This window comes from Shimazuella sp. NTD250 (assembly GCF_059510375.1).
In genome coordinates this window covers 75658-89887 of the sequence record NZ_JCAJZS010000002.1, presented here as the reverse complement: position 1 = coordinate 89887, position 14230 = coordinate 75658, and the positions used below count along the sequence as shown (strand labels likewise).

The 14230-nt window shown below is 39.1% G+C and carries 15 protein-coding genes; 11 read left to right on the top strand and 4 right to left on the bottom strand.

Going from position 1 to position 14230, the window contains the following annotated elements:
- The first annotated feature begins 29 nt into the window (after window positions 1-29).
- Together AC5WOF_RS05240 and AC5WOF_RS05235 are read left to right on the top strand one after the other, a co-directional pair.
- Window positions 30-911: a YxiH-YxzG fusion protein gene (locus tag AC5WOF_RS05240; RefSeq protein WP_496048898.1), complete on the top strand. Its 882-nt coding sequence runs from the start codon at window positions 30-32 to the stop codon at window positions 909-911.
- 198 nt (window positions 912-1109) lie between these two features.
- Window positions 1110-1628 (top strand): DUF4309 domain-containing protein, encoded by a 519-nt coding sequence (locus AC5WOF_RS05235; RefSeq protein ID WP_496048897.1) that lies wholly within the window; start codon window positions 1110-1112, stop codon window positions 1626-1628.
- A 137-nt stretch (window positions 1629-1765) separates the two neighbouring features.
- On the opposite strand, the gene AC5WOF_RS05230 is transcribed toward AC5WOF_RS05235, so the two are convergent.
- Complete coding sequence (locus tag AC5WOF_RS05230; RefSeq protein WP_496048896.1) at window positions 1766-2725, bottom strand: helix-turn-helix transcriptional regulator; 960 nt, start codon at window positions 2723-2725, stop codon at window positions 1766-1768.
- A gap of 119 nt (window positions 2726-2844) precedes the next feature.
- On the opposite strand from AC5WOF_RS05230, the gene AC5WOF_RS05225 reads away from it, so the two are divergent.
- The 4 genes from AC5WOF_RS05225 to AC5WOF_RS05210 all read left to right on the top strand — a co-directional run bounded on the left by AC5WOF_RS05225 (window position 2845) and on the right by AC5WOF_RS05210 (window position 5647).
- A complete protein-coding gene (locus AC5WOF_RS05225) occupies window positions 2845-3225 on the top strand; it encodes a hypothetical protein (RefSeq protein WP_496048895.1) in 381 nt (126 codons plus the stop codon).
- 36 nt (window positions 3226-3261) lie between these two features.
- Window positions 3262-4275 (top strand): zinc-dependent alcohol dehydrogenase family protein, encoded by a 1014-nt coding sequence (locus AC5WOF_RS05220; RefSeq protein ID WP_496048894.1) that lies wholly within the window; start codon window positions 3262-3264, stop codon window positions 4273-4275.
- A gap of 60 nt (window positions 4276-4335) precedes the next feature.
- The gene (locus AC5WOF_RS05215) at window positions 4336-4980 is read left to right on the top strand and encodes a peroxiredoxin-like family protein (RefSeq protein ID WP_496048893.1); all 645 of its coding nucleotides are present in this window, start codon (window positions 4336-4338) and stop codon (window positions 4978-4980) included.
- Between the two features lie 283 nt (window positions 4981-5263).
- Window positions 5264-5647: a stress protein gene (locus AC5WOF_RS05210; protein ID WP_496049430.1), complete on the top strand. Its 384-nt coding sequence runs from the start codon at window positions 5264-5266 to the stop codon at window positions 5645-5647.
- A 603-nt stretch (window positions 5648-6250) separates the two neighbouring features.
- Here AC5WOF_RS05210 and AC5WOF_RS05205 read toward each other — a convergent pair.
- The gene (locus AC5WOF_RS05205) at window positions 6251-7639 is read right to left on the bottom strand and encodes a helix-turn-helix domain-containing protein (RefSeq protein WP_496048892.1); all 1389 of its coding nucleotides are present in this window, start codon (window positions 7637-7639) and stop codon (window positions 6251-6253) included.
- A 160-nt stretch (window positions 7640-7799) separates the two neighbouring features.
- Between AC5WOF_RS05205 and AC5WOF_RS05200 the strand changes: the two genes are divergently transcribed.
- The 3 genes from AC5WOF_RS05200 to AC5WOF_RS05190 are packed head-to-tail and all read left to right on the top strand — an operon-like array spanning window position 7800 to window position 8627.
- A complete protein-coding gene (locus AC5WOF_RS05200) occupies window positions 7800-8003 on the top strand; it encodes a hypothetical protein (RefSeq protein WP_496048891.1) in 204 nt (67 codons plus the stop codon).
- The gene (locus AC5WOF_RS05195; RefSeq protein ID WP_496048890.1) at window positions 7960-8313 is read left to right on the top strand and encodes a hypothetical protein; all 354 of its coding nucleotides are present in this window, start codon (window positions 7960-7962) and stop codon (window positions 8311-8313) included. Before AC5WOF_RS05200 ends, AC5WOF_RS05195 begins: the two co-directional genes overlap by 44 nt.
- A gap of 11 nt (window positions 8314-8324) precedes the next feature.
- Window positions 8325-8627, top strand: coding sequence for a hypothetical protein (locus AC5WOF_RS05190; RefSeq protein ID WP_496048889.1), 303 nt, complete (start codon window positions 8325-8327; stop codon window positions 8625-8627).
- 144 nt (window positions 8628-8771) lie between these two features.
- Here the strand turns inward: AC5WOF_RS05190 and AC5WOF_RS05185 are convergent, their stop codons facing one another.
- On the bottom strand, window positions 8772-9407 hold the full coding sequence (locus AC5WOF_RS05185; RefSeq protein ID WP_496048888.1) for a DUF4309 domain-containing protein: 636 nt from the start codon (window positions 9405-9407) through the stop codon (window positions 8772-8774).
- A 342-nt stretch (window positions 9408-9749) separates the two neighbouring features.
- On the opposite strand from AC5WOF_RS05185, the gene AC5WOF_RS05180 reads away from it, so the two are divergent.
- Window positions 9750-11255 (top strand): hypothetical protein, encoded by a 1506-nt coding sequence (locus tag AC5WOF_RS05180; protein ID WP_496048887.1) that lies wholly within the window; start codon window positions 9750-9752, stop codon window positions 11253-11255.
- Window positions 11256-11425: 170 nt separating this feature from the next.
- Here AC5WOF_RS05180 and AC5WOF_RS05175 read toward each other — a convergent pair whose 3' ends face one another.
- Entirely contained in the window at window positions 11426-12310 is an 885-nt protein-coding gene (locus AC5WOF_RS05175) for a VOC family protein (protein WP_496048886.1), read from the bottom strand.
- Window positions 12311-12488: 178 nt separating this feature from the next.
- On the opposite strand from AC5WOF_RS05175, the gene AC5WOF_RS05170 reads away from it, so the two are divergent.
- Complete coding sequence (locus tag AC5WOF_RS05170; RefSeq protein ID WP_496048885.1) at window positions 12489-13988, top strand: hypothetical protein; 1500 nt, start codon at window positions 12489-12491, stop codon at window positions 13986-13988.
- The last annotated feature ends 242 nt before the right edge of the window (window positions 13989-14230 follow it).

Sequence of the window (14230 nt, the reverse complement as noted above, 5' to 3'; positions counted from 1 at the left end):
AAAGACAAGGGGAGGAAGGATTCCGAAAGATGAATGTTATACAAGCTAAGCATTTATTTAATCGTGATCAGGTAGTTGGAAATTATGATACCTGTAGTATCCACTTGGACTATAACGGTAATCCAATATTGTTTGCTTCCATCAAACATAAGAAAAGAAATATACAAACCATTTTCCATATAACAGATGAAGGGGTGCAGAAAATACTTCTTCCTCCTGTAGATGACGATTATCATACTGTTCAACCGTTAGGGGAGAACTGGCTGCTTGTGAATGCGAGAGTTCGGGATAATCAAACACATAATGCCTTTCTCTTCAATGAGAATCAGGAAATAGTGTCTTCTTTTCATATGGGTGATGGAATAGAAGATGTGCAGACGACCAAAAACGGAGATATTTGGGCGAGTTACTTTGATGAAGGAGTATTTGGAGGTACTATCGGGACAAGCGGTTTACTCTGTTTTGATCAGCAGGGGAGTATCACATTTGATTTTGACTCTTTTATCCAGAAACCAAGTAACAAAACTATTCCCTATATAGCGGATTGTTACGCCTTAAACGTCTCTTCGGATGAAACTGTATATCTATACTATTACACCGATTTTCCCTTGTTGGCTATCCATCATAAGACTAGTTTTGAAGTTTGCCAAGAGAAGGTATTTGATGAGGCTCCGATTGTTGGAAGTCACGCTTTTGCTGTCTGGAATAATAGTGTGTTATTTGCACATGGTTATGATCAAAAAGGAAAACTACATCTCTATTCTAAGTACAGCAAGGAGATTCAAACCTTTCAACCTATGAATGAAAAGAATGAAATTATTCATTATGACTATGCAGTGGCAAGAGCACATAACATGCTTTTAATTTGTAAAAATGATGTTTATTTAGTAGATATAGGAGAGTTGGTTTAGTTTTATGGTGTTTGTTCTTTTCGTATGGCAGGCTTCTCAAAGGTGTTATGCTCCAAAGTGAAGCAAGGATAAATTCGATAAATAGGATGGAGTTATTAGATTGCATGCGACATGTCTACTTATTACAAATAGAATTACTATAAAAATAGTTAGCAAAATGTTATAATAATTACGAATTTGATGTGAGGGGAGAATTGGATGCAGCATTTACGTAAAACATTAGTGACTTTGACACTCGTCTTTGGCCTTTTATTATTTAGCTTTCCAAGTTTAACTCAAGCTCAAGTAAATCATGTAACATCAAATGCGAACTTAGTTCATAAAAAATGGTTGATCGAAACAAAAGTACTAGCATATCAAGGAAAAACATTAAATAGTGGTCGTTTTGGTCTTGGAAGCAAGAAACAATCGATCTTGCATGCTTGGGGTGGACCTGACGTGGACAATGACTATTATATCTACTTCTATGAACGTAGAATTGGTTTTGCATTTGATTTCAACTATTTCGTAAACTACATCGAATCCCAAGACAAGCGGCTCCAATCTATTACGTTGAAAGAAGTAAAATCGACGTACGGTAAAGCCACTCGCGAGTATGACACGGAAGGTGTCCATATATTGCAATATCCAGCTGGAAAGCACCAACTTCGGATCGAGACTGCTATTCCATCCAAATCCAATACCAATCCAACTATTTCTACAGTAACTATAAATTAGCAACAATAGGAGACCAGTTTTGCATAATCTATGCTAGCTGGTCTCTTTTTTGAGGATTTTTATCTGAGTGTAAACACAAAATCTTTTTTAATAAAAACGATCGAATCAATAAAAATGACTTTCAGTGAAAAATTGCTTTAATTAATCTCTATCCTATACTGGGATTTCATTAACTCGATTTTCCGTTTTAGATAGTCTCTCGCTTCTTTTGGTTCTATTATTTTAGCGTCCTCTCCCACTCCCCAAATCATATCGCAAAAAAATGTCAGATTATTTATTGGGACTAACATTTGAATGATTCCACTTCCATCTTTCAGACGTTCCATAGCCTGCCCAAACCAACTGTTTGATTCAAGTGTTCGCACGCCTTTTTGCGTTATCTTGACAACTAGCATAGTTTTCTCTGATTCCTCTATTTCAGGGGTATTCCACTCCGTTACAGATCTTTGGTCCACATCTTCCCGGCAACGGATAGATTCATTCAATTTTGCAGATTGAATACGATCTGCGCGGAATAATCGATATGCTTCCCGCTGAAAACAGTATGCTGGACAATACCAATATCCTTGTGCCGCATAGAGACCGACTGGCTGTATATCTCTTGTGGTTATGCCTTTGCTGGAATTGTACTCGATCGTTACAGCACTTCGAACCATGATTGCTTCTAATAAAGTTCTCAAACACTCGGAAGACATGGATCGATAAGGGTTCCAAATGACCATCTTATCTTTTAATCGGTCAATTTGTTCTTTCACATCTGCTGGTGAGTAATGGTAAAACTTATGAAGTGCTGATGTTGCTCCCTCATCAAAAGGCAGAGAGCCAAAGTACTGTAAGGATTGGCAAGCAAAGAACATTGCGATCGCTTCACTTTCTGTAAATGTAATTGGAGGAAGCATCCTTTCTTGCAGTAACCGATAACCGCCTCCTCTTCCTTGCACAGAATAAATCGGAAACCCTAGTTCGCTCAATTCTTGTAGGTCACGTGTTATTGTGCGAGTAGAAAGCTGAAACTCATCAGCGAGTTCCCGAACCGTAAAAGCTTTTTTGGCATTAATCATCATAATAAGTTGAATTAAACGCTGTGATTTTAGCAAAGCAACCTTATCCTTTACTTTTTTTTTTATTTTAGCATGGAAATAAGACATGATCTGTCCTGTTTTCATGCTAAAGTCATTTTGTAAACCATAAATGAAGAAAGAAGGCTGAAAATAAGATGGATAGTATACAAGATTTTGTGAGTAGATATAACAAAGTTTGGAATGAAGCAAATGTTGATCAACGCAGAAGAAGTATTGAAGAACTTTGGTCCGATGATGCAACTCATTTTACGGAGAACATAGAAGCACATGGACATGAAGCAATAGAGGTTCGAATTCAAGAAGCATATGAAGAGTTTGTTGAAAAAGGTGGATTTACGTTTGAGCTTTTTCAAACGATTTCCAGTCACCACAATGTAGTGGAATTTTATTGGAAGATGGTGCCACAAGATGGGGGTTCAGCAGCAGGTGCAGGTTCTGTCGTTGCTATTTTAGATCAAGATGGTCGAATCATATCTGATTATCAATTTACGGAGCCACTACCAATCACTTTATAAGAATCTTTTAAAATAAGAAAAAAAGTAGGGAATTCGATGAAGAGCTACCATGTAAATTTAGGTGCAGGTCTCGAAGGTCTTTATGTAAAAGAACACGATGTACCCGTTCCTGGTCCTCGTGAAGTACTTGTTCGAGTACGAGCGTGTTCGATCAATTATCGCGAGATGATGATCATTTTTCAAGGAAACTATTCTTTACCTATTTTACCTGATGTTATACCGATATCAGATGGTGCTGGAGAAATTGTGGAGATAGGTAAAGGTGTTACCCGAGTAAAGGTAGGTGATAGGGCAGCAGGAAATATATTTCCAAATTGGATAGATGGCCCCTTTCATTGGGATAATGCTGCTCAGCTAGGTGGATCGCTCAATGGAATGTTGGCGGAATATGTGGTGCTGAGTGAAGAGGGAGTTGTTCAAATTCCAGACCATCTTTCTTATGAGGAAGCAGCAACCTTACCATGTGCTGGTGTTACCGCATGGAATGCATTGACAGGAGGACAATCGTTAAGAGCTGGTAATACGGTGCTTACACTTGGTTCAGGTGGGGTTTCACTTTTTGCTATCCAGTTTGCCAAACTCTTTGGAGTGCGTGTTATTTCCACCACGTCTGATGAAAAAAAAGCAAAACGATTGAGGGAGTTAGGAGCTGATGAAGTAATCAATTACCACACAACACCCGACTGGCATCTTGCTGTGCATGAGTTGACCAATGGACGAGGCGTGGATCGAGTAGTAGAGGTTGGTGGTGCTGGTACCCTCGAAAAATCCATTAAATCAACAACAGGTAGTGGAGAAATTAGTCAAGTTGGATGGTTAGCTAACTGGGATTCGTCTATTCCTATAAGTGCTATTGCTTCCAATGTCTTTACCCTTCGGCGGATCGCCGTCGGAAGCCGTGCCCATTTTACTGCTATGAATCGTGCTATTGCCGTTAACCGATTAAAGCCAGTGATTGATCGTGTATTTACTTTTGAAGAAGCTGGGTCTGCCTTTCAGTATTATAAGGAGCAGTCTCGTTTTGGAAAAGTGGTTATTCGTCTCAATTAGCAAAAGACGGAATATTTATTCTATTGCGGATATTGATAACAAATGAGGAGGCATACAATTATGAGTGAACATTTAAGCAAACAGCTAGAAGCTAGAGAGCAGGAAATGAAAAGCAACACACCTAGAGAGTATCAAATTCTTCAAGAATCAATCGAATACTTGCAACAGACAGGTCTTGTAAGTGGATTAAAGATGGGTGACACAGCACCTGACTTCACCTTGAGCGATGCACTTGGTAATAAGGTTTCTTTAGTAGAAAAAACAACAGATGGGCCAGTAATTTTGACGTTTTATCGTGGAGGATGGTGTCCTTTTTGCAACCTGCAACTAAGGGCTTATCAAGAGGCTTTACCTCAGTTTCAAGAATATGGAGCCACACTAATTGCAGTCTCTCCACAGAGTCCTGATAACACCTTGAGTCAACAAGAAAAAGAACAACTTACTTTTGTGATCGCAAGCGATATAGATGGGTTCGTGGCAAATCAGTATAATGTTCTATATGAAGTCTCAGGTTCTTTAAGAGAAGTATACGAGAAGTTTAACTTGAATTTGGAGGAATATAACGCAACAGACCGTTGGGTATTGCCGATATCTGCAACTTTTGTGATCGATAAGCAAAATATCATCCGGTACGCTCATGTTGATCCAGATTTTATGCGCCGGTTAGAACCAGAAGTGATTTTAGACGTTCTTAGAAAGCTATAAATATTGATATCTAAGACACCCGAAAAATCCGGATAAATAGTAGATTATCCGGATTTTTTTCGTTCTTTTTATTTATTTGAATCCACTCATGCTTGTAGTGGCGGCATACCTCGAGTGTATCCTGTGTACTTCTTTTTCTTTTTTGAGATGTTTGAGAAAAAGAGGTTATTTATATCTTTGCTTTATTCTATTTGATAAACACAAAATTTCATATTTTACAAATAACTACCATTTTGATATTATTTGGAATAGAGGGATAATTATTTCATATCCCTTATTTTTTATGTCTATCAGAGGAGTGAGAGAAATGGCTGTTGGAGGAGAATTAAGTGTTAGCGTTGATGTTTTAGGTATAGCAAATGCAATTGCAGATGCTATCAAAAAAGATACAAATCGTGATGGCTTTGTAAAAAATCTGATGGAACAAACTTTTTATGCTGTAGGTCAGCAGTACAATGTGATGGTTTTTAATTTGAGTCAAGACTATGAAGATCATTTTAATGGGGTTAAGTTTTATGGTTCTGCGACGTATGATGGTGTCGTTTTTGGAATTTGGGCATTTGAAGATGGGGAATTTACCAATAAAGGGGATGGTGGATGGATTAATTGGGCATTTAGAGGCTGGTTTGACCGTGATGGCGGTCATGTAGCTTTTCACCGCCCATAAATATGTGCGATAAGGGGACAGGCTTTTACCTTATAGGAGAGTAAGATGGAAACAATCCAGTCAGGATGAAACCTAGACTGGATTTGTTTGTATTATCTATTAATTTAATAGCGATTAGAACTATATTTATTTATCAAAAAGATCTGTTCTGATGTTCTTTACTAAAATTTAGTTTCAATTATTCAATAGGTGGTTCAGCCTCTAAATATTGAAGTGTTCTAAAACTTTGGTGAAAAATCATTTTCACACTTCCTTTTGATAAATTAAAATTCTGGTGGCTCAGCCTCTAATTGTCGAGGTGTTCCAATATTTTGATGAAAGGTCATACTTTTCTCACCGCCTTTCCATCATTTTAATGATAATTGTTAGAATTGTTCTACATATTATCGTGTTTTCAGTTTGCTGCTCGTTACATATAGTAGGAATGATTAGGGCGACTAAATTGCATTTAATACTAATTGGTGTAATTCCTCCCTGATAAATAAAACCTTAATCCATTGGTGGTTCTGCATCAAGATGGATTCTGGAAACATTTAAATTCTTGCTGAAAGTCATATTGTTCTCACCACCATTAAATAGCAAGGGAATCCGTTTCCAGTATTTCTAAACTTCTGGTGGCTCAGCTTCTAATTGTCGAGGTGTTCCAATATTTTGATGAAAGGTCATACTTTTCTCACCACCTTTCCATAATTCTAATGATAGTTGGTGGAATTGTTCTACATATTTTCCATAGAGATCAGGATTATCCTGCTTGCAGGTTGCCGCCAGTTTCATCAAGATATCCCATTCATGTTGGGAGTAGGAATGACTTTGTGCAATTGAGAGGGCTACTTCATATTGACTTTTTGCATTACTGAGTTGTTTTTGTTGAAAATAACAATCTCCTAAAGCAATTAAAGCACTCATTTGCCGAAGACTATCTTTTGTTTTTTCTCCTAGTATTACTGCTTTTTCCAACATTGTCTGTGATTTCTGAATATCCTTCAATTCTAAGTATAGCAAACCAAATTGTGTGTAGGTAGAGATGGCGAGTGGAAGGTATTGTATTTTCTCTTTCAGTTTTAAAGCAGTTTTAAGACAATGTTTGGCATTAGCAAATGATCCTTTTTTTCGGTAACTTTCCCCTTGGGTTGTCCAAAGTTCCAATGTTCGATCATACAATTTGTCTAAACGTGCTAGTACCACTCCTTCTTCTGCAATTTGAATTGCTTGATCATAGAATCCGAATTTATTTAAAAGAGTTGCATGTAATTGTGCTAGATTTGTCTTTGCTTCGGTACTTGCAACATATAATTGATTATTTATTAATATTTGGGTAATACGAAAAGCCTCTTCGTTTTGATTGAGTTTCTCTAGATAAACTGCTTGACTAAGAAGAAGACTATATTTGAGATAGCTTCTTTCTCCTCTTTCATTAAAGAACTCTTTCCCATTCCTTACAGCTACCAGTGCTTGTTTTAATTTACCTTGTTTTCCATACAAACGTCCTAAAACATAATAACTAATTGCTTTTATATTGGTATTTGTTAACATTGGAAATTGGTCAGCATGACGGAGTGCTTTTTCATAGAATTCTTGTGCTTTTACCCAACCTTTGTTAGCTTCACAAATTCTACCTTGTAAAAGATAATACTCTCCAAGTAGAAGATCGTTAGGTTCAAGTTTCACTTTCTGAAGTTCTTTCAATGCATCATTTGAACCCACGAGATTTATATCATGTTCAATAGTCTTCAATAACAACCGAATATCAACCTGATCATCCTCATTTTCCTTTTTCTTCTCTAAGACTTCCTCAATCTCTAATCCCAAATAATCACAAATTGCCACTAAGTTATCTTCTGCCACTTGATATGCCCCACATTCGATTTTACTCACCAAAGAAGGGGAGATGTCTAAGGATAAGGCTAAGTCTTCTTGGGTAATCTTCTGTTTTCTCCTCGCTTTGCGGATTTTCTCTCCTTGTTCATACGAAACAAATACCGTTGCTTTCATTGGATTTCACTCCTTCAATCACAATAAATTGTAATCAAGTTTCTTTTATTTAAGTAGAAAATGATAATTTCTATAAATAATTATGAATATTGGTAAAAATTATTGTACTACCTTATGCTTATTAAAGAAAGAGGTTTAAATGGGAAAAGGAGGAAAATAAATGGATTTATTGTTGAAAATCGAAGGAAGAGGAGAAGCGGTTCGTGATTTTATTACTTTTATAAAGACCGACGATCGCTATGCCATCTATACGAGTGCTAGGTATACGTTGTCCTTAGAGAAGGATGTCGTTGAGTTTGTGTTTGAAGAGGGGGGAAGCAGTGGGGGAAGTACAGGTTTTTCAAATTGGAAGAGAGGTTGCTAGATTTCTTGTTGCTTATGGTGAGGGAATAGAACTTATTTCTTTAATGAAACAGTTTCGGCAAGCAAAAACACGTAGTATGTTGATTGAAGTTATCCATCAGATTATCTATCTAGGAGAAGCGGTCAAGGTTCAACAGAAGCGATTACAAGTCTCTCCGACGAAATGGGAAACACTCCTCTGTTTTATGGAAAAAGGTAATATCTCAGATGTCCGCAGGCTTCATATATTGATGATCGCAAGTATGGAGAAGTTTCAGGTCGGAAAATTGCTGAAACTAGAGCACCATCTGGAGCAATTAAAAAGGAAATAGGAGAGAAAAGTATGCTAACGATGCATCTAAAAGGCGAGTACCACTACATAGAAGCATTTGTCACCCATCTCAAAACCCAACCCTTTTTTACCTTATTATCAGAAAATCGAATCAAAGCAGGGGAAGTAGAGTTAAACTTTACTACCAATCTATTTAAACCAAGTCTATCACCTCGATCAGTAGTAGAATTAGTAACCGTGGATGAGCAAGTGATTCAAATTGAACTCCTGCACCCCGTAGAAATAAGGGTAGATGAATATATTCGGCAAATTTCCGGTTTTAGCTACGACATATTCGCAGCACCTCAAAGATAAAGAAAAAAGAGTGACCCATCGGTCGCTCTTTCTTGATCTTGATTTCAACCAGTAATGTACACTGGTGTATAGTTTTTTGGTGGTTGCTTTCATAGAAACGTGCTGCCCTTGATAGGCATAGGATTAAGGGATTGGGACTCATTTTTATTGTCCTATATTCACTACATTTATGGGGCTATCTTGCTTTCCACTTGAAAACATAAAATAAACGTAGACAGGTTTCCCTTGATTTTCTCTTTGGACTTTGTATTTGATGATATGACCTTCACCATCATCACCAGAGCCATCATAGTCTGCCTTGCCTAATATCTTTCTCACTTCGGCAAGCGTAATGTCATGGTACTTGTTATCTTGGGTTACGAAACTATCAACTTTATAATTTTTTTCAGCATTTAGGTTAAAAGAAATTTTCCTTTTATTATAGTTTAAATATACTTCCTTAATACTTCCTTGATCAGGTTTTCCCCATTTTTCCACAATAGCATTTGCATCAGAGTCCAGACCAAATTCTTCACTATTAATTGCTTTTCCCTCAGCAGCCAGCACCATCGTTTTCTGTAACAGTTGTGAATGGCTATCTTCATTGGTTGTAGGGGTAGAATTACTTGGATTTGTGTTAGAAGTAGTTTGAGTACTATTGTTATTAGATTGGGTACTGTTATTATTGGATGGAGCATTTGAACTAGATGAAGGTGTGTGGCTTGTACAACCACTTAATAATAGAAGACTAAGAGAGGAAATCGCAAAAAGTTTTGAAAGTTTCAGTAAGATCAACTCCAAATAGTAAATAGTAACGTAAAAATGATAACTTATGATTTATTCATCTTGATTCTTCATTTCAAAGAGAAGAATTCGTTTAATGTGCATCAGGAGGTATAATTTGCAGATAGTCTATTCAATCGTTTTCAAGGATTTCTAGTTTTCTCACCACACTTCATTATCTGTTATTTCTGAATATCTATTCATTTTAAGTATAACAAATCTAGTTGTGAGTAGGAAGGTATGGATTGAACTCCTTCATCCTGTAGAACAGAGGATTTGGGATGAAAATTTTCGAAAAGTCAAATAAAAATGATATACTCGGTACGAAAGAGACAAAAAAACTATCACTAGGAGATACTGGTGAAAAACAGATCCGTAATCGCCTTCGCTATGAGTGTCATGGTAGGGATGATGACAGGGTTCTTCTGGACGCCGTTGGCAAGGGTGTATGAGACAGCAGGATTCGAAGAATTGGTCCCTTATATTTCCCTGGGTTATGGTGTAGGATCATTGTTTTTTATTTGGTTCTATACCAAGAAAGACCTTGACTCTGAGAAATGGATTTTTCTTTCTTCTCTAGGACTAATTGGAATCATGTGGAGTATGGCCGTTACTTTCAAATGGTCATCCTCTCTGCAATCTTTTCTGCTCATTGTCCTTCCAGCATTGTTTGGCGGGGTGTCAGGCATGCTCTTTATGAGCACGAGTACATTCTATCGATCGCAATTGGGCCAACGAGCTAAGGTACACCAGAGGGGAGTAGCCCTTCTATCTACTGCTTTTCCTCTCATTTACCTGATGTTCAGTTCGTTGGGCTTCTGGGTATTGAATAGCATGCATTCCGTCTATGTGTGGGCAGCAATGGCTGCTTGTACACCACTCGTGATTAGTATTCCCGCTTGGTTCGTTTTTCCTAGGAATCCAGTAAGGGGTACTGCTCGTCAACGGCCGAATTCAGTACAGAAAGAGCAAGCAAAGGAGAAGCTGGCAGATAAAAAAACTAAGGAGCCTCTCTTGCCGATCCTTGTACTGGTAATCGGTCCGTATACGTTGGTTGGATATGTTCTAGGATTCGTCTTCCTGCGGAATGTTGTCCTCTGGACATGGTTGGCATCACCAGTAATGATTGTGTTTTGGTACTTCTGGATTCGACTGTTTCGGCAGAAACAACAGATTCAGAATCAAAAGGAGATCGTCATGACTCCTCGGTTGTTTTGGCTTGTGCTATTGAGTAATTTGCCAAATCAGATCCCTTCGAGTGTAGGTTCTCTCTATGTACCATTGCTGCTGAAAAACGTAGCCTCGGTCAGTTCCGTTCTGTCCGGAACAATCATTGGTACTGTCGCAGGGGGGTGGGTTGCCACTCTGATTCCTCCTCAGTATAACCGTCAGACACTCACATTTAGTTATATCCTGACTGGAATAGGATTGACATTGGTTGCGATGCAGACAACAGTCACACCAATCGCTGTCTTCCTGTCCCTGTTTCTGATTGCTGTTGCTAGTTTGCTGTTGAGTACGATTCAATCCCAGCTTCTATTTCGGCATATGAAACAAAAGTCAGGTGCTGTTGGTGTAGGAAAATTGGTTTCTTCCATCGCCTTTATGATGGTGTTTGTTCTTGGATGGATGACGCAGCGATATGGGTTGCCATATAAGGTGATTTGGGGTTTGCAACTGGTGCTGCTCCCTGCTGGTGGTATCGCACAGTACTATCTGGTACAGTATTTCCGAATTCAAGAGGAGCAAACTTGGAAAGAGTGTCGGGATGAGCTGATGCAGCCAGTCGTCAAGGGCATTCGCTCCTTGGTACTCGCCATGGTGATCTACACAAGCCGACCGGTATCTCCGATGAAGAAAATCTAGCTTTACTATCCCTGCTAAGGGAGTACAAATCCCCTGTCCATGTGTTCCAATAGGACAGGGGATGGCTGTTTATTAGGATTCTCTTATATCGGCATCGTTTGTAATCGATAAGAAGAATATCACCCCATACGTTCATATTAATCCAAACGATATGCAGTTTTCCTTCTATCTTACTTTCCTTGGTATGCTTTCTCTAATTCAGCAAGGTCAAACTTTTTCATGTTTAGAAAGGTTTTTGTAACGCGGTTTCGCTTTTCTCTATCATCTGTCCGCATCATTTCATCCATGTTTTTGGGAACAATTTGCCATGAAAGTCCGTATTTATCCTTTAACCATCCACATTGCTCTGCCTCCGGCACTGCCGAGAGTTTCTCCCAATAGTAGTCTATTTCTGCTTGGTCTTCACAATTTACGAGAAACGATATCGCCTCATTAAAGGAAAAGCCATGAGGATAGGAACTGTCCATAGCAGAAAATTTTTGACCTTCCAAGGTGAAGGCAGCAAATTTTAACATCCCCTCTGCATTAGGATCTTCTCCTTTTTCATAATGTGCAAATGCATCAAAATTGGCATGCGGAAATACGGAGGTGTAAAAGTTTATCGCCTCTTCGGCTTTCCCGCAAATATCACCAGTAAACATAAGAGCAGGAGTGATCTTTTGTGTGAACTCCTGAGTATTATACATGATTTGCCATGAAAGTCCGTATTTGTCTTGCAACCATCCATATCGTTCGCTAAAGGGATAGGAGTCAAGCATCATCAAAGCTGTTGCCCCTTCAAACAACTTGTCCCACAACTTATCAACTTCCTCTGTTGTTTGACAATGAACCATAAAAGAAATGGAAGGATTAAACTGAAAATGAGGTCCAGCACTGATCGCCATAAATTCCTGTCCAGTCAACACAAAAGAGACTATATCGCAGTCTTCTGATGGAGTACCTTCAATGGTTGTGATGTTTGTGATCCTTGAGTTCTCCCCAAAAACAGATGTATAAAACTCGGCAGCTTCTTTCGCTTCTTGATCAAACCATAAATTAGGGATGATTTTTTGCATGTTTTCGCTCCTTTCTTTTTCCATATTGTATCCAATAATGAAAGAGATATCGAACGTAATTTCGGGATGAATACATATTGATCAAATCGAGGATTTGAGGCGGAAATTTATGAAAAGTCAAATAAAAATGATATACTCTGTACGAAAGAGAGAAAGAATCAATCACTAGGAGATACTGGTGAAAAACAGATTTGTGATCGCCTTCATTATGAGTATCATGGTAGGAATGATGACAGGATTCTTTTGGTCCCCGCTATCGCGGGTGTACGCTGGAGCAGGATTCGAAGGACTTGTCCCGTTTGTCCCTCTGAGTTATGGTGTAGGATCATTGCCATTCATTTGGTTCTACACCAAAAAAGCTCTTGATCCAGAGAAATGGACTTTTATCTCTGCATTGGGGCTGAGTGGAGTCATGTGGGGGATGGCTGTTATTTTCAAATGGCCCTCTTTCCTAGATCCATTCCTGCTCATTATTTTTCCGGCGGTGTATGGTGGATTTTCAGGTATGCTCTTTATGAGTACGGATACATTCTATCGATCTCAATTGGGCCAACGAGCTAAGGTGCATCAGAGGGGAGTAGCACTTAAGGCTACTGTTTTTCCTCTCGTTTACCTGAGTTTCAGTTCCGTGAGCTTTTTGGTAATGGATAGAATGCTTCCGAACTATGTATGGGCAGCGATGGCTGCTTGTACACCTCTGATGATTAGTATCCCGGCTTGGATCATTTTTCCTAAGCATGCGAATAATGCGAGTCAACGGTCGAAGGCCGTACAGAAGAAACAGGTAAAGGAGAGGTCGGCAGATAAAAAAACAAAGGAACCTCTCTTTCCGCTCCTTGTACTGGTAATCGGTCCGTATACACTAGCTGGATATGTGCTAGGGTTCGTGTTTCTGAATGCTGTTGTCCTCTGGGCATGGTTGGCGACACCCGTGATGATTGCTTTTTGGTGCTTTTGGCTGCGACTGCTTCGGCAGCGACAGCAGATTCAGAACCAAGAGCAGATCGTTTTGACTCCAAGGTTGTTCTGCCTTGTGGTGCTGACTTATTTGCCAAGTCTACTTCCCGTCACCATCGGTCCCCTTTATGTACCACTGCTGCTGAAAAATGTTGCTTTGGTCAGTATCGTTCTATCTGGAACCACGATCGGCGGTGTGGTTGGTGGATGGGTCGCACCTTTGATTCCTCCACAGTATAATCGTCAGACATTGACATGTTCTTATGTCCTGACAGGAACAGGGTTGACATTGGTTGCATGTCAGACAACGGTCACTTCGAGGGTTGTGTTCGTGGCGATGTTTCTCAATGCACTAGCTAATGCACTCTTGTCTACGATCCAGTCCCAGCTCCTGTTTCGGCATATGGAGCAAAAGACAGGTGCTGTAGGTGTGGTGAAATTGATGGTTGCTGTCGATTATTTGATGATGTTTGCTCTCGGATGGATGACACAGCGATTCGATTTGCCATACAAGGCTATTTGGGGTCTGCAACTGGTGCTGCTCCCAGCTGGCGGTATTGCACTGTACTATTTGGTACAGTATTTTCGAATCCAAGAGGAGCAAACTTGGAAAGAGTGTCGAGATGAGTTGATGCAGCCAGTCGTCAAGGGCATTCGATCCTTGGTATTCGCCATGGCGATCTACACAAGTCGACCGGTATCTCTGATGAAGAAAATCTAGCCTTCCTATCCCTATAAGGGAGAACAAATCCCCTGTCATGTGTTCCAACATGACAGGGGATGGCTGTTTATAAGCTACATAGGGATTGTATGTGAAAGGTGAAATAAACTTGGTAGAATATTGCGTATTCAGCTTATAAAGTGAGCAGTACCATAATTACCAATAGTGTGAAAAGTCGATCAGAACTATGAAGCATATATGGATTTATTTTTTATTTAAATATTAAATTTACATTATAATTA

What these genes read in the sequence shown, in the direction of transcription:
- AC5WOF_RS05190 (WP_496048889.1), top strand. Translation starts at nt 8,325, where the DNA reads ATGCTAACGATGCATCTAAAAGGCGAGTACCACTACATAGAAGCATTT.
- AC5WOF_RS05225 (WP_496048895.1), top strand. Translation starts at nt 2,845, where the DNA reads ATGGATAGTATACAAGATTTTGTGAGTAGATATAACAAAGTTTGGAAT.
- AC5WOF_RS05240 (WP_496048898.1), top strand. Translation starts at nt 30, where the DNA reads ATGAATGTTATACAAGCTAAGCATTTATTTAATCGTGATCAGGTAGTT.
- AC5WOF_RS05215 (WP_496048893.1), top strand. Translation starts at nt 4,336, where the DNA reads ATGAGTGAACATTTAAGCAAACAGCTAGAAGCTAGAGAGCAGGAAATG.
- AC5WOF_RS05205 (WP_496048892.1), bottom strand. Translation starts at nt 7,639, where the DNA reads ATGAAAGCAACGGTATTTGTTTCGTATGAACAAGGAGAGAAAATCCGC.
- AC5WOF_RS05235 (WP_496048897.1), top strand. Translation starts at nt 1,110, where the DNA reads ATGCAGCATTTACGTAAAACATTAGTGACTTTGACACTCGTCTTTGGC.
- AC5WOF_RS05200 (WP_496048891.1), top strand. Translation starts at nt 7,800, where the DNA reads ATGGATTTATTGTTGAAAATCGAAGGAAGAGGAGAAGCGGTTCGTGAT.
- AC5WOF_RS05220 (WP_496048894.1), top strand. Translation starts at nt 3,262, where the DNA reads ATGAAGAGCTACCATGTAAATTTAGGTGCAGGTCTCGAAGGTCTTTAT.
- AC5WOF_RS05210 (WP_496049430.1), top strand. Translation starts at nt 5,264, where the DNA reads ATGTCTATCAGAGGAGTGAGAGAAATGGCTGTTGGAGGAGAATTAAGT.
- AC5WOF_RS05175 (WP_496048886.1), bottom strand. Translation starts at nt 12,310, where the DNA reads ATGCAAAAAATCATCCCTAATTTATGGTTTGATCAAGAAGCGAAAGAA.